At 55.6% G+C, this 17,222-nt stretch carries 15 protein-coding genes; 11 read left to right on the top strand and 4 right to left on the bottom strand.

Features of this window, described 5'->3' with window-relative positions; genetic code table 11:
- Window positions 1–30: 30 nt before the first annotated feature.
- On the bottom strand, window positions 31–285 hold the full coding sequence (locus SK3146_RS02690; protein WP_249863617.1) for a hypothetical protein: 255 nt from the start codon (window positions 283–285) through the stop codon (window positions 31–33).
- 74 nt (window positions 286–359) lie between these two features.
- Between SK3146_RS02690 and SK3146_RS02685 the strand changes: the two genes are divergently transcribed.
- The 6 genes from SK3146_RS02685 to murQ all read left to right on the top strand — a co-directional run bounded on the left by SK3146_RS02685 (window position 360) and on the right by murQ (window position 5,605).
- Entirely contained in the window at window positions 360–569 is a 210-nt protein-coding gene (locus tag SK3146_RS02685) for a GNAT family N-acetyltransferase (protein WP_434006883.1), read from the top strand.
- A gap of 168 nt (window positions 570–737) precedes the next feature.
- Window positions 738–2,045 (top strand): ABC transporter substrate-binding protein, encoded by a 1,308-nt coding sequence (locus tag SK3146_RS02680; RefSeq protein WP_249863615.1) that lies wholly within the window; start codon window positions 738–740, stop codon window positions 2,043–2,045.
- 96 nt (window positions 2,046–2,141) lie between these two features.
- Entirely contained in the window at window positions 2,142–3,038 is an 897-nt protein-coding gene (locus tag SK3146_RS02675) for a carbohydrate ABC transporter permease (protein WP_249863614.1), read from the top strand.
- A gap of 45 nt (window positions 3,039–3,083) precedes the next feature.
- Window positions 3,084–3,905, top strand: coding sequence for a carbohydrate ABC transporter permease (locus SK3146_RS02670; RefSeq protein ID WP_249863613.1), 822 nt, complete (start codon window positions 3,084–3,086; stop codon window positions 3,903–3,905).
- A complete protein-coding gene (locus SK3146_RS02665) occupies window positions 3,905–4,675 on the top strand; it encodes an HAD family hydrolase (RefSeq protein WP_249863612.1) in 771 nt (256 codons plus the stop codon). Before SK3146_RS02670 ends, SK3146_RS02665 begins: the two co-directional genes overlap by 1 nt.
- An 18-nt stretch (window positions 4,676–4,693) precedes the next feature.
- A complete protein-coding gene (gene murQ / locus SK3146_RS02660; protein ID WP_310944634.1) occupies window positions 4,694–5,605 on the top strand; it encodes an N-acetylmuramic acid 6-phosphate etherase in 912 nt (303 codons plus the stop codon).
- Window positions 5,606–5,752: 147 nt separating this feature from the next.
- Here murQ and SK3146_RS34965 read toward each other — a convergent pair whose 3' ends face one another.
- Window positions 5,753–5,887, bottom strand: coding sequence for a hypothetical protein (locus tag SK3146_RS34965; RefSeq protein WP_283942806.1), 135 nt, complete (start codon window positions 5,885–5,887; stop codon window positions 5,753–5,755).
- Between SK3146_RS34965 and rpiA the strand changes: the two genes are divergently transcribed.
- Window positions 5,886–6,332 carry a ribose-5-phosphate isomerase RpiA gene (gene rpiA, locus SK3146_RS02655; RefSeq protein ID WP_249863611.1) on the top strand — a complete coding sequence of 149 codons (447 nt, stop codon included), beginning with the start codon at window positions 5,886–5,888 and terminating at the stop codon, window positions 6,330–6,332. The two genes, SK3146_RS34965 and rpiA, sit on opposite strands and share 2 nt — an antisense overlap.
- A gap of 47 nt (window positions 6,333–6,379) precedes the next feature.
- Here the strand turns inward: rpiA and SK3146_RS02650 are convergent, their stop codons facing one another.
- On the bottom strand, window positions 6,380–7,540 hold the full coding sequence (locus SK3146_RS02650; protein ID WP_249863610.1) for an MFS transporter: 1,161 nt from the start codon (window positions 7,538–7,540) through the stop codon (window positions 6,380–6,382).
- A 325-nt stretch (window positions 7,541–7,865) separates the two neighbouring features.
- On the opposite strand from SK3146_RS02650, the gene SK3146_RS02645 reads away from it, so the two are divergent.
- The 4 genes from SK3146_RS02645 to SK3146_RS02630 all read left to right on the top strand — a co-directional run bounded on the left by SK3146_RS02645 (window position 7,866) and on the right by SK3146_RS02630 (window position 16,133).
- Complete coding sequence (locus SK3146_RS02645) at window positions 7,866–8,447, top strand: TetR/AcrR family transcriptional regulator (protein ID WP_249863609.1); 582 nt, start codon at window positions 7,866–7,868, stop codon at window positions 8,445–8,447.
- A 357-nt stretch (window positions 8,448–8,804) separates the two neighbouring features.
- Window positions 8,805–9,422 carry a class D sortase gene (locus SK3146_RS02640; RefSeq protein WP_249863608.1) on the top strand — a complete coding sequence of 206 codons (618 nt, stop codon included), beginning with the start codon at window positions 8,805–8,807 and terminating at the stop codon, window positions 9,420–9,422.
- A 15-nt stretch (window positions 9,423–9,437) separates the two neighbouring features.
- Complete coding sequence (locus SK3146_RS02635; protein WP_249863607.1) at window positions 9,438–15,005, top strand: SdrD B-like domain-containing protein; 5,568 nt, start codon at window positions 9,438–9,440, stop codon at window positions 15,003–15,005.
- Window positions 15,006–15,179: 174 nt separating this feature from the next.
- Complete coding sequence (locus SK3146_RS02630) at window positions 15,180–16,133, top strand: D-2-hydroxyacid dehydrogenase family protein (RefSeq protein WP_249863606.1); 954 nt, start codon at window positions 15,180–15,182, stop codon at window positions 16,131–16,133.
- Window positions 16,134–16,243: 110 nt separating this feature from the next.
- Here SK3146_RS02630 and SK3146_RS02625 read toward each other — a convergent pair whose 3' ends face one another.
- A complete protein-coding gene (locus tag SK3146_RS02625) occupies window positions 16,244–17,029 on the bottom strand; it encodes an arylamine N-acetyltransferase family protein (RefSeq protein WP_249863605.1) in 786 nt (261 codons plus the stop codon).
- Window positions 17,030–17,222 lie beyond the last annotated feature (193 nt).

The raw sequence follows: 17,222 nt of genomic DNA, 5'->3' as shown, positions 1-17,222 counted from the left end.
CATTCTAAAACGAATTTTTGGGATGCGGGTTTAGTCAAGGAGTAGCCGCAGGTTAAGTTTATCAAAAGGAGGGCGTTCGCCGTGATTAGAATCAGGGAGTATAGGGAAGAAGATATTAACGCGATTCAAGCCATCTGGAACGAGGTCATCGAGGAAGGGAATTCCTTTTTTTGGACGGAATCGTTTAGCTTGGATAAAATCCGCGGCATTCTGGAGCGGCAGGATGCGGTATTGTGCGCGGAGGATACGGAGAGCGGGGAAGTCGCCGGATTTTATATTTTGCATAAGAACTTTCCGGGAAGGGGGCGCATGTCGCCAATGCGTTATATGCAGTCGGAAGCCGCTTCAGAAACAGGCGTATCGGCCGAACGCTGGCGGTGCATTCGCTGGAGACGGCCAAGCGCTGCGGGTACCGGGCGATCCAGTTCAACTCGGTCGTGTCCTCCAATACGGCATCCGTCAAGCTGTGGGAGAGCCTCGGATTCGAGCGGGCGGGAATGATCCGGAAGGCGTTTATGAACCCTATGAATCAACCGTTGGATATTTATATTTATTACCGCGAGCTGTAAGCGGACTCATTGGAAACGTCTTCATATCGACCGGCCGAGCAATAAAATTTTTTTTGGCCGTTTCAGTCAAGAAATAAAATTTCTAAAAATCATTTACATTATGGCATTTTATTTTATATAATCCTATTATCAAGACCTTATAAATAAGTAGAAAAGGGAGTAGATGGCATGAAAAGAAAGGCTTTGTTCGCAAGCTCGGCATTATTGTTGTTAAGTTCCGTTATTAGCGCCTGCAGTTCGGGCAGCGGCACAGGCTCCAAAGACACCGGTTCCGCCGCGGGCGGCGAAGTAGCTAAGTCCGGAGGCGATCCCGTCAAACTGGTCATGTACAGCTGGAGACCTGAGGACAAAGACGGCTATGCGAAGATCATCGCTGAGTTCGAGAAGGACAACCCGAATATTAAAGTAGAGTTCAAGCCGTACAAATCGACCGAATACAACACGATTGTCACCAACTCGCTGCAATCCGGCACCGGAGTCGATATTGTGCAGCTTCGCCCGTATGACGGAGCCAAAGCGCTCGCCGATGCGAACTATTTGACCCCGCTCGATAATATTAAAGGGCTTACAAATATTCCGGCCAGCTACCTGGACGCGGCAAAAGGCTCCGACAATAAGGTGTACGGCGTTCCGATCATGCTGAACAACGCGGTCATTTTCTACAATAAAAAGCTGTTTGACGCGAACGGCCTGCAGCCGCCGGAAACATGGGACGAATTCGTAAAAACCTGTGAAGCTCTCAAAGCGAAAAATATCATTCCGATCGCTCAATCCGGCAAAGCCGCGTATTTGCTCTCCACTACGCATGCGGTCATCGGGCCGAACGCTTACGGCGGAACCGACTACATGCAAGCCGTTCTGAAAGGCACGACCAACTTCAAAGATCCGAAATTCGTCGAGTCCATCAAGCGGATGAAACAGCTGGAAGCCTACTTCCCCAAAGATTTCATAGCTATTGAAGACAAGGACGCGCAAGGGTTGTTCTATACGGAGAAAGCGGCCATGTACATCAACGGCAGCCAACGTCTGGAAACGTTCGAAGCGAACAAAGTGTCCTTCCCTGTCGAATTCCTCCCGGGTCTGTCGGAGAAAAAGGGAGATCCGGCGCAAATCGCAACGTGGGTCGACGGTTCCTACGGCATCGCCAAAAGCTCCAAGCATCAAGAGGAAGCGGCCAAGTTCATGGAATTCGTCGCTTCGCCAAAATTCGGCCAAATGTTCAGCGACGAGCTGACCCGAGTCAGTCCGATCAACGGGGTTGCGCCGAAAAACGAGCAGCTCAAGAAGATGGCCGCTTTCAGCGAGAAACACAGCACGCCGTATTTGCTGCTTACCAGCTTCAGCCAAGGAACGCCGACAACCAAGACGACCTTCGAAGACTCCCTGCAAGGGATGTACATCGGCAAGCTGACGCCTGAACAAGTAGCCGCAGATACGCAAGCTTCCGCCGACAAATGGTTCAAACCGCAAAAATAAAGCCGCTGATTAAAGGAGCTGCTCATGACAGGTACAACTATTGATCCTGCGAAGGATGCCCGCTTGCCTAAACCACCCGTCAAGAAAAACAGGGGAATGAGACGACATATGGTCCATCTGTTTTTACTCCCTGCGCTGATTTTTTATGTTGGCTTTATGATTTATCCGATTTTCCAGGCGCTGCTCAACAGTTTCTTCTCATGGAAAGGTCTGGTGCGGGGAGATTTTATCGGTCTGGAAAATTTCGTCCGGCTCTTCACCGAAACGCCGTTTAAAGAAACGTTTTTCCGGGCGCTTGGCCATAACGTTCTGTTTTTTATCGGCACGGTGCTGTGCAAGCTTGTCGTCGCCTTCATTCTGGCCATGCTGATCAACAGTAAAATCCGGGGCAAAGAGCTGTTCAAGACGCTGTTCTTTGTTCCGAAGCTTCTCTCGGTCATCGTCGTCGGATTTTTATTCAGCTTAATACTGAACCCGACGTACGGGGCGCTCAATACGCTGCTGGAAGCGATCGGCCTCGGCGATTTGGCCAAGCCGTGGCTCGGCGATCCGAATACGGCGCTTTACACGATTATCGTTGTGAACAGCTGGTACGGTTTCGGCTTTGCGGTCCTGATCTTTCTGGTCGGACTGCAGGCCATCTCCCCGGAGGTTTACGAAGCGGCGAGAATCGACGGCGCGTCGGGTTCCAAAATGGTCTGGAGCATTACGATTCCGCTGGCCATGCCGTCCATTATGATCATGTCGATCCTGACCTTTATCGGCGCCTTCGAGACGTTCGAGCTGATCTATGCAATGCAGGGCTCTTCGGGAGGACCGTATTTCTCGACCGATGTGCTCGGACTTTATTTTTACCGTTTGGCCTTCGGCTCCGTAAGCGGGGGAGAGTCGATCGGTTTGGGCTCAGCGCTTGCCGTCATCTTGTTATTGCTGATATCCGGGGCGACCGCCTTCTCGATGTTTTTCTTTAAAAGCAAGGAAGTCGAGCATTAATCATCGCGGTCTCCACATCAAGAAAATATCCTTCGGAGGTAATCCATGGCGCTGCGGCTGCAACAAACGGTCAAATATCTCATTTTGTCGCTGTTTACGTTTTTGTCGATATATCCCGTATTTTTGATGATCACCTCGTCGTTTAAAACGAAGCAGGAAATTACGACGCATCCTCTGGGGCTGCCGAGCAGCTTTTCATTGGATAACTATAAAGAAGTCTGGGAAAAGGTTCATTTCTCGGAATACTTCGTGAACAGTCTGTATATCACCGCCATATCGGTCATTCTGGTGCTGCTCGTCTCGTCGATGGCGGCCTTCTACGTAGCCCGGTATTCATTCCGCTGGAACGGCATGGTGCTTTTCTTCTTTATGCTGGGTCTTATGCTGCCGATGAAGCTGGCAATTTCGCCGCTGTACATGATGATGCTGAAGCTGGGGCTGCTGGATACGCATCTGGCGCTCATGATCGTTTACGTGGCGGGACATATTTCGTTTGCGGTGTTTGTGTTTTACGGATTTTTCCGCACGCTGCCGAAAGATCTGGATCAAAGCGCGCGGATCGACGGCTGCAACGATTTCCAGGTGTATTACAAAATCGTGCTGCCGTTAATGCGGCCGGCTCTGGCGACGGTCAGCATTGTCGATTCGATCGGAATTTGGAACGATTTCTTTTACCCTCTTATTTTTATCAAAAGCACGGAGCTGGGCACAATCCCTCTCGGAATGCTGACGCTGTTCGGGGAATACGATACCGATTGGAACCTGCTGTTCTGCGGTTTGACGCTGTCCTCGCTGCCGTTGATCATAGCATTCCTGTTCGCTTCAAGACAATTCATTGAGGGAATGACGACAGGAGCTGTAAAGTAATGAAAAAATGGATTACGTTTGATCTTGACGGGACGTTAATGCAAAATCCGTTCGGAAAATGGGTGTTTCCGGCGATTGAAGAGCAGATTTCGCAGCAGCTGCAAAGGCCGTTCAAGTCGACCGAGACGCTGGTGCGGGAGCATGAGCGGCGGATGGCACAGAACCGTACCGTGGAAGCCTATGATTGGGATGAAATGGTCAGGCTGCTTCTGGCGGAGCTGCAGTTGGAGCTTACTATCGATGTAGAACGGCTGGTTCTCGACCATTCGGTTTCGCCCAAAATTTATTTGCTGGAGGAGAAGTCGCTTGAGACGCTGCAGCGTCTCAAGGAACGCGGATACAGTCTGGCCGCGGTGACGAACGGCTTCTATAAATATCAATTCCCGGTCATGAAAGCGTTGGGCTTAAGCGAATGGTTCGACGATATCGTCACGCCCGAGAAGGCGGGCTGCGGCAAGCCGGATGCGCGCATCCTCGACAGCTTGCGGAAGACCGGCGAGATTGCGGCGCATGTGGGAGACCGGCTCGACCACGACGTGTTTATGGCCAACCAAAGCGGCGTTCCCTCGGTGCTGATCTATCATAAGCTGCCTGAGCCGCTGCGGGCTGCCGCTCCGCGGCAGCGTGCGGCGCAGGCGGAATTTGTCGACATTTGCAAGGCCAAGCTGCAAAAGGAGCATCCGCAAGCGGCCGTAGAGCCGTATCCGGCGGAGTATGTTCCGGACTATGTTATCTATCAAATGGAAGAGCTGCTTGATTGTGTACATTAAGGGCAAGGAGGACCTCTTATGACTAGCATGAAAACGGATCTATTGATGACGGAGCGAAGAAACGAGAAGTCTATGCATTTGGATAGCTTATCGATTCGCGACATCGTCGATTTGATGAATAAAGAGGACCACACGGTTGCCGCCTCGGTGCAGACCGCTTTGCCTCAAATTACTGACGCTATTGAAGCGATTGTGCAAGTTGTAAAACAGGGCGGTAGAATTTTCTACGTCGGAGCAGGTACGAGCGGCCGGCTGGGCGTTCTCGACGCTTCCGAATGCCCGCCGACCTTCGGCGTCGAGCCGGAGCTCGTCGTCGGGTTGATCGCGGGCGGAGAGCGGGCGATTACCCGCTCTATCGAAAATGCCGAGGACGACGACGAGGCGGGCAGAAGAGCGGTCGCAAGCAATGCGACGGCGGCGGATGCCGTCATCGGGGTAGCGGCCAGCGGCACGACGCCGTATGTCATCGGAGCGCTGCAGGAAGCGAAGCGGATCGGCGCCTTGACGGTCGCGCTTAGCTGCAACGTGAATACGCCGATGAGCGGGGAAGCCGAGTATGCGATCGAAGTGCCCGTCGGCCCGGAGATCGTAACCGGCTCGACCCGCCTGAAAGCAGGAACCGCCACGAAGATGGTGCTGAATATGATTACGACGACCGTAATGATTCAGCTCGGCAAAGTGTACGGCAACCTGATGGTGAACGTGCAGGCTACGAACGAAAAGCTGCGCAACCGGGTCGTCCGGATCGTCAAGGAAGCGACCGGAGCCGAAGAGGAGATAGCCGCCACCGTTACGCATCAAGCCGGGGGCGACGCCAGAGCGGCGATTCTGATGCTGCAGTATGACATCGGATACGAGGAAGCCGTTCGTGCGCTGGAGGAGACAGGCGGCCATTTCGGCGACGCGATGCGGTATCTGGCGCAAAATTAAAGTTAAAGCGCAATTTCGATGATTTAAACCGGTCTTTTGCCGTTATGGCAGGGGACCGGTTTTTTAGCGTTTCGTAATTCGGAGGAGCCGGAGTACGCTGCTGACGGCCGCCGCGGCCAGTATGGCATGACCCGTGGAAAAGGATATTCAAGCGGCCAACGCGAAATAATATGCAGGTTTATTGCGGATTCGGGCGGTCGCCAGCTCCGCCGCTTCGGAATAGCTGGCGGTCCAACTGGGAATACCGATCGTGCCGTTCGCAGGCGTGGATGAGATTGACATGACGATTGACGGAGCCGACGAAGTTGACGCTTGTTTCAACTTGATCAAGGGCGGGGGAGGAGCGCTGCTCAGGGAGAAAATTTTAGCCGCGAACAGCCGCAAGCTGGTCATTATCGTCGACGAGACCAAGCAAGTCGGGCGGCTGGGGAAGTTTCCGCTGCCGGTAGAGATTATACCGTTCGCTGCGCAGCTCACGCTTCGGCAATTAAGGAAGCTGGGCTGCGATCCGGAAATTCGAACGGCGGCCGGGGGCCAAAATTTCATTACCGATAACGGCAACCTTATCGCCGATTGCAGGTTTGGGGCGATATCCGATCCTAAAGAAACGAGTCTGGCGCTCAACCGGATTCCCGGCGTTGTCGAGAACGGGTTGTTTTGCGCCATGACCGATACCTTGATCGTCGGACATGCCGACGGTCGCGTAACCGCTGCAGACCGTCCATAGGGCGAAGGCTGCGCTCGATCGGATACGCGGAAGCCGAAGGGAGAGCTTTAGCCGGACGGTTTGGAATAGCGGGAGGCGGAGGCTAAGGCCCAGAACAGAAGAGCCGCCGCGCTGACGGATGCTCCCAGCAAGCAGACGCCGTGCCAGCCGAACCGGGCGTATACCGCAGTCGAAGCGATGGAACCCGAAGCGCTGCCGATGGAGTAAAAGATCATATAGGCTGCGGTAAGACGGCTGCGCGCCTCGGGCCGGATTCTCAAGATCATGCTCTGGTTCGTGACATGAACCGTCTGGACGGCCAAATCGAGAATAACGACGCCGAGGATGAGGGCGGGCAGCGATTGCGCGGCGCGGCTGATCGGCAGCCAGGATGCCAGCAGCAGCGCGAGCGCGATGCCGGTCGTCGTCTGGCCGTGACCTTGATCGGCCAGACGGCCCGCGCGTGCGGCCGCCAGCGCTCCGGCCGCGCCGGCCAAGCCGAACGCTCCGATCGCGCTATGCGACAGCGATAAGGGCGGAGAGCTCAGCGGCAGCACGAGCGACGTCCATAAGATGCTGAAGGCGGCGAAGATGAACAGAGCCAGCGCCGCGCGGAGTCGCAGAATCGGCTCCCGGATGAAGAGCTGAAGCACGGAGCGCAGCAGCCTGGCATAGGAGAGCGCCGCGCGGTCTTCCTCCCGATGCGGGAGCGCCCGGTACAAGACGAGGGCCGTCAGCAAGGTTAGTGCGGCGGATACGAGGTAAACGGAGCGCCAGCCGGCCAGATCGGCCAAGACGCCGGCCGCTGCGCGGGCCAGCAGTATGCCGGTCACGATGCCGCTGGTCACCTGGCCGACGACCCGGCCCCGCTCCCTGTCGGATGCTATCGACGCCGCATACGCAACGATCACCTGGGCAACGACGGCGAGCAAGCCGACTCCCGCCAAACCGGCAAGCAGGATGGAGATATTGGTTGCCATGCTTACCGCGGCGAGCGCAGCGACCGTTAAGGTCATCAGGCTTGCGATCAGTTTGCGACGGTTCAGGAGGTCTCCGAGGGGCACCAGCAGGAATAAACCGGCGGCATAGCATAGCTGAGTGACGGTAATAACGATCCCTACCGAGGCGTTCTTGATGCCTAGCTCGGCTGCTATAGCGTCAAGCAGCGGCTGCGCGTAATAAATATTGGCTACGGCAAACCCGCATGCGGCTGCGAGCATCCAGATCATGTAACGGGGGAGAGCGGAAGCTGCCTGCTGCGGTGAAGCTGTCGCTGAAGGGTCGAATCGGCCGGAACGCCGCTCTTTAGTCCAGGGGGTAAAGGGTTCTTTTTGCTGTTTCAAGTTGGCTCACCTCGTATTCAATGAATAATAATTTATTTTGTACCAAACGGTAAATAATGATCTCCCGTAAATGTATCCGATTATGGCCGTATCTGTCAAGTTTAATATTTTTGGTAACGAATAATGGTTAAAAAATCGTGATTTACTTGATTTTATAAGACGGTATAAATACAATAATAATATACTGAACGATACGAAATGAGGGGTGTATATGGTCCGGCCTAGGGAGTTTGATAAGGAGAAGGCGCTGGAAGCCGCTTTGCGCGTATTTTGGGACAAAGGCTATGAAGCGGCCTCCTTGACCGATTTGACCCAAGCGATGGGAATCCAGCGTCCGAGTCTTTATGCGGCCTTCGGCGATAAGAAGGAGCTGTTCGAAGCGGCATTGCGCCAATATACGAAACAGCACGCCGCTTACGTTCGGGGCAAGCTTCAGAGCGGTCCGTCCGTGAAAGAGGCGATTCGCCGCTTTTTGGCAGACGTCATCGAAGAAGGCTATGGCAGCCGACCGCCCAAAGGATGCTTCTGCATCAATACGATGGTTGAGCTGGCTCCGCATGACGAGAGGTTCGAAGTGCTGACAAGAGAGCATCAAATGTATTTGGCAGCTATATTTCAGGAAGCGGTCGAATGCGGGCAGCGTTCCGGAGAATTGGGGGCGGGAACGGATGCCCGGGCTCTGGCGCAGGCTTTGGTCATATCTCTGATCGGGCTTACCGTTATGACGAAATCGCGGCCGGAGAGAGCCTTTATGGATCGTTCCGCCGATATGCTGTTGAGCCTGTTAAAGTAATAGAACAAGAGACGTATGTTTTGTGAAATTTCATACAAAAATCATAGAGGATGTTATGCGGGCCGGCCCGCGGTCATTGTTGCAATGGCTGCGGGGCCGGCCCGTTTCATTTTCGCGGTATGCTCTTACTCTATCGGCGGCTTAAGAGATTGGAATAATATTGAAACCCGCGCCGTATTCTGAATGGAAGGCATATGGGGCGCCCGTCATGGCTTGGGTAACCGAAGCGGGCTGCCGCCGAAGAGAGGAGGGAGTATTGGCGAGCGCTTGTAGTTCATACGATTGGAGGAGGTGCTGCCTATTCGGCGGAATAAGCTGCGGGCGTGCGCAGTCGGCTTGTTGTTTGCGTGTGGAGTTATGCTGATCCTGCAGCCTTGGTGGGAGCGCCATATGCAGGAGAAGCAGAAGCAATCGATGATGGAGCAGTGGAACATGCTGCAGTTCGATCATGTCGAGCCGCTGCGCTGGCCGCAGACGGATTCCGCCGGGATGTCCGGTGAGAGCCGGCCTGTGACTGAGGCGGAGCCCGAACCGCAGGATGATCCCGTTATGATCGACGGATTTGCTGTGCTGGGGACTTTGTCGATCGGCAAGCTGAATCTTAAGGAACCTATCATTATGGGGACGGATTCTGCAGTGCTCAAAGCGGGAATAGGTGTCGTCGAACCCGAACGGCGTCCCGGCATCCCCGGGAATTTCGTATTGGCGGGGCATCGAAGCTGGACTTTCGGCAAGCAATTCAGCCGTCTGGACGAGCTTGAAGCCGGCGACCGGATCGTGGTCGATACGCCCCAAAACTCTTATGTGTATTCCGTAACTTCCCGGTTTCTGGTCAAGCCGGATAATTTGTCCGTACTGGATCAGAAGCGGGATCAAGCCGAGATGACTCTGATTACTTGCGAGCCGAAGGTAAATCCGACCCATCGGCTTATTGTGAAAGCCGTACTGGACGAGAAGACGCACAATACCGGGTGAGGAGAAATGTAACCCATGAGAAGTTTGATGAAGAAGCAGGCGCTTCTGTGGGTGCTGCTGCTTCTTGCGAACGTTTTGCTGATGCCGATGTCTGCGCTGGCTGCCGCGGACGCATCGGATGGAATTCAGATTGAGATGAGAAGCAGCGTGTCCGTGGTCGATACCGGAAATAAATTTACATACGATATCGACTACAGTGTGTCCAGCACGACCCAAATGTACGCGAATGCACAGATCGTTCTGCCGCTGCCGGGCGCACTCAGCTTCGATTCGGCGGTGGACGCCGGCGATACGGAGCATTCGTACGATGCGGGGAACCACACCGTAACGTTTAAGTTTAAGGATACGGTCAAGGCGGGTACGACCGGAACGCTGCAAGTTAACGCCCGGTTTCCCAACTATAAGACGCCGAACCGCATGACCGTCAGCGCTCAAAGCAAGTTCGAAAGCGACCAGGGCGGCAAATTGTCGAATATCGTCCAGGTAACGTCAAGGGCTTCCGCGCAGTGGGAACTGAAGAAAGAACGGTCAAGGCCGGCGGCGCCGATCGAGCCGATACCGGGAAGCGAAGTGGAGTATCAGCTGACGCTGACGGATAAGAACGTGACCGCCGCAGGCAAGCTGGAGCTGCAAAATGTTACGGTGCGCGACACGCTTCCCCGTGGCGCCCAGTTCGTTTCGGCTCAGCCCGCACCCGAAAGGGTCGAAGGCGGGGCGGTCATATGGAGCCTCGGCAGCATCGGCGAGGGCGTAGGCTCCAAAACGCTTTTGGTTAAGGTCAAATACCCTTCCGATATGACAGGGGATGCGGTGAACCGGGCCGAGGCGGTGTTTACGCCGCTGGGCGAACAGCAGGTGACGCTGAACGCGGAGGTTACGCATGCTTTTACATCAACGCCCAAGAAGGAAGACAGCCGGTTTCTGAAATGGGTTTCCGACTGGCAGAAGGAGGCTTCTCCCGGTCAGACGGTCAACTTTTATATCGGAAATTTGGATAACGGCTCCAATGTGGCCTTGCAGAACTACGAGCTTACGGATATGACGCCGGACGGCTTGGAATTGAATCATGTGTATACCCCTACGTTTACTGGTATTGCAGCTTATGAGGTGCAATATACGACGGCGGACAGCGTGAGGGGGCCATGGGTTTATTGGGGGACGGTCAAAGCCGATCAGAGAGTGACGCTGAGACCCGGCGATGTGCTGCCGCCCGGAACTGCGGTCAAAGGCATCAAATTCATTTTCGGCGAGGTTCCGGTCGATTTTGGCCAAACGGGAAATTTTGAAGTGGGCTATAGACTGAATCCAAGCTATGCAGCTCCGGTTACCCCTGCCGACAGCGCCAAAATCACCAATACGGCTCAGCTGAATTACGGCTTCGACGGGAAGAGCTTTGAGGAGAAGCGGGATGCGTCGTTCTATGTCGTGCAAAGCCGTCCTTTGTTGGAAGTGACGAAGAAGGCGGATGCGTCGAACTACTCTCCCGGCGATAAGGTTACCTACAGGCTATCCGTGAGAAATACCGAATACGGCAGCGCCGACTTCCGGAATCCGATCGTCGAGGATTTGCTCCCGGCCGAGCTGGATTACATTCAAGGCAGCGCGAAGCTGGTCAGCGACGGCGGACTCGGGCTAAGCGCGCCGAATTTCGAAGCGACAGCCGATTCGGCCCCGGGACGAACGCTGCTCCGATGGTCTTGGGATGACGCCAATCCGGCCGAGCTTGGACGCGACAAGAAGATCGAGCTGGAATTCCAGGCTGTCGTCAAGGCCGGGGCCAAGACGGGCTATATCGACAACGAGGTGCAGGTGTCCTCGGATAAGCATGTTTACTTGAACAATTCCGATTTTACGAAAAAGAAATTTGTAAACGGCAGATGGTATGTATACAACGACAGCCTGATTTATATTAATTCCGCCGTTAAGCTGGAATCGGTCAAATGGGTGCAGGGAGATCTGGACGGAGACACTTGGACGCGATACCCGAATAAAGGATTGACGACGCCGGGCGGCAAGGTGGAGTATAAGCTGGTAGTTACCAACGTCGGCAACATTCCGGTTCGCAGCCTGCTCCTGGTCGACGCGCTTCCCCGCATCGGGGATCGGGGTGTGGTGGACAGCTCTCCGCGCGGGAGCGAATGGAGTCCGGTATTGACCGGCAAAGTGAGTGCGGCAGACTATATTACGGTGTTGTACACAACCGATGCAACCATTGCTATGAGCGGCGGTCACTGGTCGGCGGAGCCTCCTGCGGATTTGACCACGGTGACGGGGATTCAATTCGTGTTTGAGGACGGCCATGTGATGGCTCCAGGGGCCCAGGAGGAGCTGCGATGGACGATGCGGGCGCCGGTGAACGCGCCTACTCAAGGCCAGACTGCTTGGAGCTCTTTCGGTTTTATGGCGAAGCGCGCCGATAACGGCAAGTCGCTGCTCGCGACCGAGCCGCTCAAGGTGGGAGTGGCCGTCAAGGAAGACGCCAAAAGCGAAATCGGCGACTATGTGTGGAATGACCTGAACGGGGACGGCATTCAGAATGAGCCGGCCGAGCAGGGCGTAAACGGAGTTCATGTAGAGCTGTATACGGCGGCCGGATCGCTTGTCCAGACGACCATAACAGGCAACGACCATGACGGCAAGTCCGGATATTACATGTTCACTAACTTGGAATCCGGCAGCTACAAAGTGAAGTTCATCCTGCCGCAAGGCTACGGCGGCTGGACGGAAGCGAACGAAGGAGGAGACCATACCCTCGATTCCGATGCGGCGGCGGATGGAATGACGGGGATGATCCAGATCGGCGCTGGCGAAAAGAACGATACCGTGGACGCCGGGCTGATACCGCCTGCTGGCAGCATCGGCGATACAGTGTGGAGCGATCTGAACGGAGACGGCTTGCAGGATGCGGGAGAACCGGGTGTCGACGGGATTACCGTAAACTTGTACGATAAGAACGGTTACGCCCTCGCTACCGCAGTTACTTCCGGCGGAGGGCACTATATGTTTTCGCAATTGACGCCCGGCGATTACGCGGCGGAATTTATACTCCCATCCGGCGCCGCGTTTACCGTCAAGGGAGACGGCAGCAAGCCTGAGACCGATTCCGATGCGAATGCGGACGGGAAAACCGATGTGATCCGGCTGGATGCGAATCAGCATATCACGTCTGTCGACGCCGGGCTCATTTTGCCGAGCTCCAGTCTGGGAGATCGCGTCTGGATCGACGAGAACGGCAACGGGACGCAGGATGCCGGCGAACCCGGTCTTAACGGAGTTGCCGTTCGATTGTTTGACGAAGGCGGGACGCCTCTCAGTCAAACGACTACGGTAAAACATGCGGTCTACGGGGACGGGTATTATCAATTCGATAAGCTGCCCGCTGGGAGCTACATCGTCCAGTTCGAGCTTCCGGACCGCTCCTACGAATTTACGCAGCAGGGCAGCGACCTGTCGTCGGAGACGGATTCCAACGCCAATCCGGCCGACGGGAGAACGCAGGTAATTCGGCTGCGGCACGGCGAATCGAATCAGACGGTCGATGCGGGCTTGCGCAAAGCGGTTCAGCCGCCGGCAAGAGCCGCGGTCGGGGATTATGTCTGGATCGACGAGAACGGCGACGGCATTCAAAATGACGGAAACGCAGGATTAAACGGTGTCGTTGTCCGGCTGTTCGACGATAAGGGTGCTCTTCAAGGCACTGCCGTTACCGCTTCGGTGTACGATTCGGTCTACAACTCGGTTTACCGGTCGGTCTACAGCAGCCCGGGATATTACCGCTTCGACGAGCTGCTGCCGGGACGCTATGCGATCAAGTTCGAGCTTCCGTCCGGCTATGAATTTACGCAGCGGCATGCAGGGAGCGACGCTTCGGCCGATTCCGATGCCGGAGCGGACGGGATGACGGACATCTTCGATCTTGCGTCCGGCGAGACGAACTTGACGATCGATGCAGGAGCGCGCAGAGCGTCGCAACCTTCTCGCGAAGGCGTCATCGGCGATTACGTGTGGATTGACGCCAACGGAGACGGCATTCAAAATGACGGCGAAACGGGCTTGAACGACGTGCCGGTGAAGCTGTACGGCGAAGACGGCAATCTGCTGGGGACCACGGTGACCGGTGATGTATACGGCGGAGCGGGAGCTTACAGGTTCGAGCATTTGGAAGCCGGCGCTTATACGGTCCGATTCGAGCTACCGTCCGGTTACGAATTTACGCGCAAGCATGCCGGAAATAACGGTTCCGCCGACTCCGACGCCAATGCCGACGGCGCGACCGATACGATTATTCTTGTTCAGGGCGAAACGAATCTGACGGTAGACGCCGGATTGAAACGTTCGGCACAGCCGCCGCAGGAGACGGGAACGATCGGCGATTACGTATGGGTGGATGCGAACCGGGACGGCTTGCAGAGCGACGGCGAGACGGGGCTGAACGGCTTGTTCGTGCATCTTTACGGCGACGGGGGCCTTCCGCTCGCTTCTACCGTAACGGGAACCGTGTACGGCAAAGCCGGGTACTACTCCTTTACGAATGTTCCGGCTGGAACCTATTCGGTGAAATTCGACCTTCCATCCGGCTACGAATTTACGGGGCAAGGGAAGGGCGGCGATCGCGCATTGGATTCCGATGCCGACGCTGGCGGCATAACCGGCAGCTTCAATCTTGCCGCCGGAGAAACGAATCTGAATGTCGATGCCGGATTGGTTCCGGTAGACGATGGAGGAGACCCGGGTTCGGGGCCTGGCGATCGTGACGGAGCTATCGGGGATTACGTATGGATCGATACGAATAACGACGGCATTCAGAACAGCGGGGAAGCCGGTCTGAGCGGCGTGCAGGTAAAGCTGTTTGCCGAGAATGGAAATTTGTTGGCCTCCACCGTAACGGGCAGCGTCTATGATAAACCCGGTTATTATATATTCGACGGGCTTCAGCCGGGGAAATATTATGTGACGTTCGAGCTTCCTTCGGGCTATCAATTCACGCTGAAGTCGGCGGGAACAGACCGATCCGTCGATTCCGACGCCGGTACGGACGGCAAATCCGACTTGATTGCTCTAGCTGCAGGAGAGCGAAATCTTGCCGTTGACGCCGGCTTACGGCTGAAGAAGGACGATGGAGGCCCTTCCGATCCCGGAGATTCGGGCGGTGACTCCGGAGGCGATTCGGACGGGAATTCAGGGGGAGGCAGTTCCGGCGGAGGCAGCTCCGGAGGGGGAGACACAGGCTCATCCGGTACGTCTCAACCAGGCGGAGGCAGCGGCAGTGCGGGCGGCCCTGCTTCTCCCGGCACCCAGCCGGATACGAATCTCCCGGGCGGCGATAATGGGCCGACGGTCGATCAGCCGCTTCCGGGCGAGCCGATTGACAGCGCTCAGCCGCTGCCGACCGCAGGCGGAGAACGGGATGCCGGGCAACCTGGCACGGTGCCGTCAGGCGGCGCTCAGCCGGAGCTTACCGGCGCGGGTCAGCTTCCATTGACCGGAGAATCGCTTCCGGCCGCTCCGCTATTCGGTATTGTCTTATGCATATGCGCGGCAGCTCTGGCAATCCGCTGGAGAAGATCAGGCGGCGGCCGCTAACGCCGAAGCAATCATCGAAGAATGTGGATCTGTTTTGCTGAATGTCCATGAGTAATTAAAGGCATGCTTTTGTCGAGAAGACAGGAGCATGCCTGTTTTTTCATTTCAATAGTGATATACTAATTTTGCATAAAGCTATGAACGAGTAACGATCGATAAGGAGGCTTCATTCAAATGATTCGATGTGCCGTACTAGATGACTACCAGCAGGTAGCCAAATCTATCGCCGATTGGGCGTCCATAGAGGATAGAGTGGAGGTAACCGTGTTTCATGAGCATATGGCTGACGAGGACGAGCTGGCGGCAGCCCTAGCTCCCTTCGAAATCATTGTCATTATGCGGGAGAGGACTCCGTTTCGCGCCCCGCTGCTGGCCCGTCTGCCGAACCTGAAGCTGATTGTTACTACCGGAATGCGGAACGCCTCCGTTGATTTGGAAGCCGCAGCCGCTCGCGGAGTCGTCGTCAGCGGTACCTCGGGCTTATCGTCGCATACGGCAGAGCTGACCTGGGCGTTGATTCTCGGTTTGGCCCGCAATATCGTTCAAGAACACGGAGCCGTGCGGCAAGGTATGTGGCAGAGCACGCTGGGAACGGATTTGTGCGGGAAGAAGCTCGGTGTTCTAGGACTCGGCAAGCTGGGCGGCAGAGTAGCGAAGATCGGCTTGGCCTTCGGCATGGAAGTGGCGGCATGGAGCCAGAATTTGACGCAGGAACGCGCGGACGAGGCGGGCGTCCGACTGGCCGGTTCCAAGGAGGAGCTGCTGGCCGAATCCGATTTCGTCTCGATCCATCTGGTTTTGAGCGACAGAACGAGAGGGCTGATCGGTGCGGAGCAGCTTAAGCTGATGCGTCCCGACGCTTATTTGATCAATACCTCGCGTGCGCCGATCGTCGACCAAGCGGCTTTGGCTCAAGCGCTGCGCGAAGGCTGGATCGCCGGAGCGGGCTTGGATGTGTACGAGACCGAGCCTCTGCCGAAGGATCATCCGTTTCGGACGCTTCCCAATGTGCTGACGACGCCGCATCTCGGATATGTTACCAAGGACAATTATCGCGTATTTTATCAAGATGCGGTTGACGATATTCGGGCCTTTCTCGAAGGAGCGCCGATCCGCCGCTTGGCCTAAGCTGCGCGCGGCCGATTTCACGCATACATCATCCATAGGCAAAGAAGCCCCGATTCCCGTACGTCGAGATTGGGGCTATTTGCCGCTTCGCGTTTGTTCGGTTTTTCGGATTAGTCCAATCGGATGCCGAAACAGGAGCGCAGCGCCGATTGATATTCTTCCTCGGTTTGCGGAGTCATCGTATGCACCCCGTCTGCGGTGAATACTCTGAATTCTTGGCCCGCCAGCGTCCGGCGGCCTTCATTCGTGCGGATCGCCGCCATGGGCTGCAAGGTGAAAATGGAGTCGGCCGCGTTCTCGCACCAATAGGTCGCCATTATAAAATCTTTGGGCAGCTGCGGCTCTTCGGTAAAAGAATAAAGCCAGCGCCACTCGCCGTGTCTCAATTCGCAAAGCACCCAGCCGTAATAAGGATCTTTCTCCAGACGGTATGTCTCGTCGCCTTGCTCGTGAACGAGCCTTTCTGTCATACGGATCGGACGGCGGGGTACAATGCCGCCCACGCCTACGTCGCATAAGTACGATTGCCCTTCGGCCTCGATCTTGAGCACCTGATGCCGCCGCTTGGGAGGAGGATTCGGTTCGTCGCGCCAGAAGCGTGCCATGAAATCGGTCACCGGATAACCGAGCTCCCGCAGCAGCCAGCCGAAAAGAGCATTGAGTTCAAAGCAGTACCCTCCGCGTTTGCGATTGACGATCTTCTCCAGCAGCCGAGGTATTTCAAGCGAAAGCGGTTTCCGGCGGATGATGTCGAAATTCTCGTAAGGCACAGTATGAAGGTGGCATTCCTGGAGACGCTCCAAGACCGCGACGCTGCCGTCAAGCGGGCCGTCATATTGGATTCGTTCCAAATAGCGCCGAATTTCGGGCTTTAAACCGTTACGCTGTTTAATCATAAGCCGCCGGCTCCTTTCATATGACCGTTAATGAGATCTATTTTATTGTATCATAACGGGGCTCCGGAATAGACCTGCCGCCGCGGCCGCAAGCAAGCTCCGCCCGCCAAGGTTACCCAAACGTAATTAGGTATACCTAAGTTGCGTCATTTTCAAGAAAGCGTTTGTCCGCTATAATCAACATGAGATTGGA

Origin of the sequence: Paenibacillus konkukensis (assembly GCF_023523925.1) — a bacterium.
Lineage (GTDB): Bacteria > Bacillota > Bacilli > Paenibacillales > NBRC-103111 > Paenibacillus_S > Paenibacillus_S doosanensis.
Note: the sequence above shows the minus strand (reverse complement) of the source record. Positions and strands in the feature narration are given on the sequence as shown.

Coding starts and splice junctions, on each gene's coding strand:
- SK3146_RS34965 (WP_283942806.1), bottom strand. CDS start 5,887: ATGTCAATCTCATCCACGCCTGCGAACGGCACGATCGGTATTCCCAGT.
- SK3146_RS02680 (WP_249863615.1), top strand. CDS start 738: ATGAAAAGAAAGGCTTTGTTCGCAAGCTCGGCATTATTGTTGTTAAGT.
- SK3146_RS02645 (WP_249863609.1), top strand. CDS start 7,866: ATGGTCCGGCCTAGGGAGTTTGATAAGGAGAAGGCGCTGGAAGCCGCT.
- SK3146_RS02675 (WP_249863614.1), top strand. CDS start 2,142: ATGAGACGACATATGGTCCATCTGTTTTTACTCCCTGCGCTGATTTTT.
- SK3146_RS02635 (WP_249863607.1), top strand. CDS start 9,438: ATGAGAAGTTTGATGAAGAAGCAGGCGCTTCTGTGGGTGCTGCTGCTT.
- SK3146_RS02630 (WP_249863606.1), top strand. CDS start 15,180: ATGATTCGATGTGCCGTACTAGATGACTACCAGCAGGTAGCCAAATCT.
- SK3146_RS02650 (WP_249863610.1), bottom strand. CDS start 7,540: ATGATCTGGATGCTCGCAGCCGCATGCGGGTTTGCCGTAGCCAATATT.
- murQ (WP_310944634.1), top strand. CDS start 4,694: ATGACTAGCATGAAAACGGATCTATTGATGACGGAGCGAAGAAACGAG.
- SK3146_RS02690 (WP_249863617.1), bottom strand. CDS start 285: ATGCAAAATATAAAATCCGGCGACTTCCCCGCTCTCCGTATCCTCCGC.
- rpiA (WP_249863611.1), top strand. CDS start 5,886: ATGACGATTGACGGAGCCGACGAAGTTGACGCTTGTTTCAACTTGATC.
- SK3146_RS02665 (WP_249863612.1), top strand. CDS start 3,905: ATGAAAAAATGGATTACGTTTGATCTTGACGGGACGTTAATGCAAAAT.
- SK3146_RS02625 (WP_249863605.1), bottom strand. CDS start 17,029: ATGATTAAACAGCGTAACGGTTTAAAGCCCGAAATTCGGCGCTATTTG.
- SK3146_RS02640 (WP_249863608.1), top strand. CDS start 8,805: ATGCTGATCCTGCAGCCTTGGTGGGAGCGCCATATGCAGGAGAAGCAG.
- SK3146_RS02670 (WP_249863613.1), top strand. CDS start 3,084: ATGGCGCTGCGGCTGCAACAAACGGTCAAATATCTCATTTTGTCGCTG.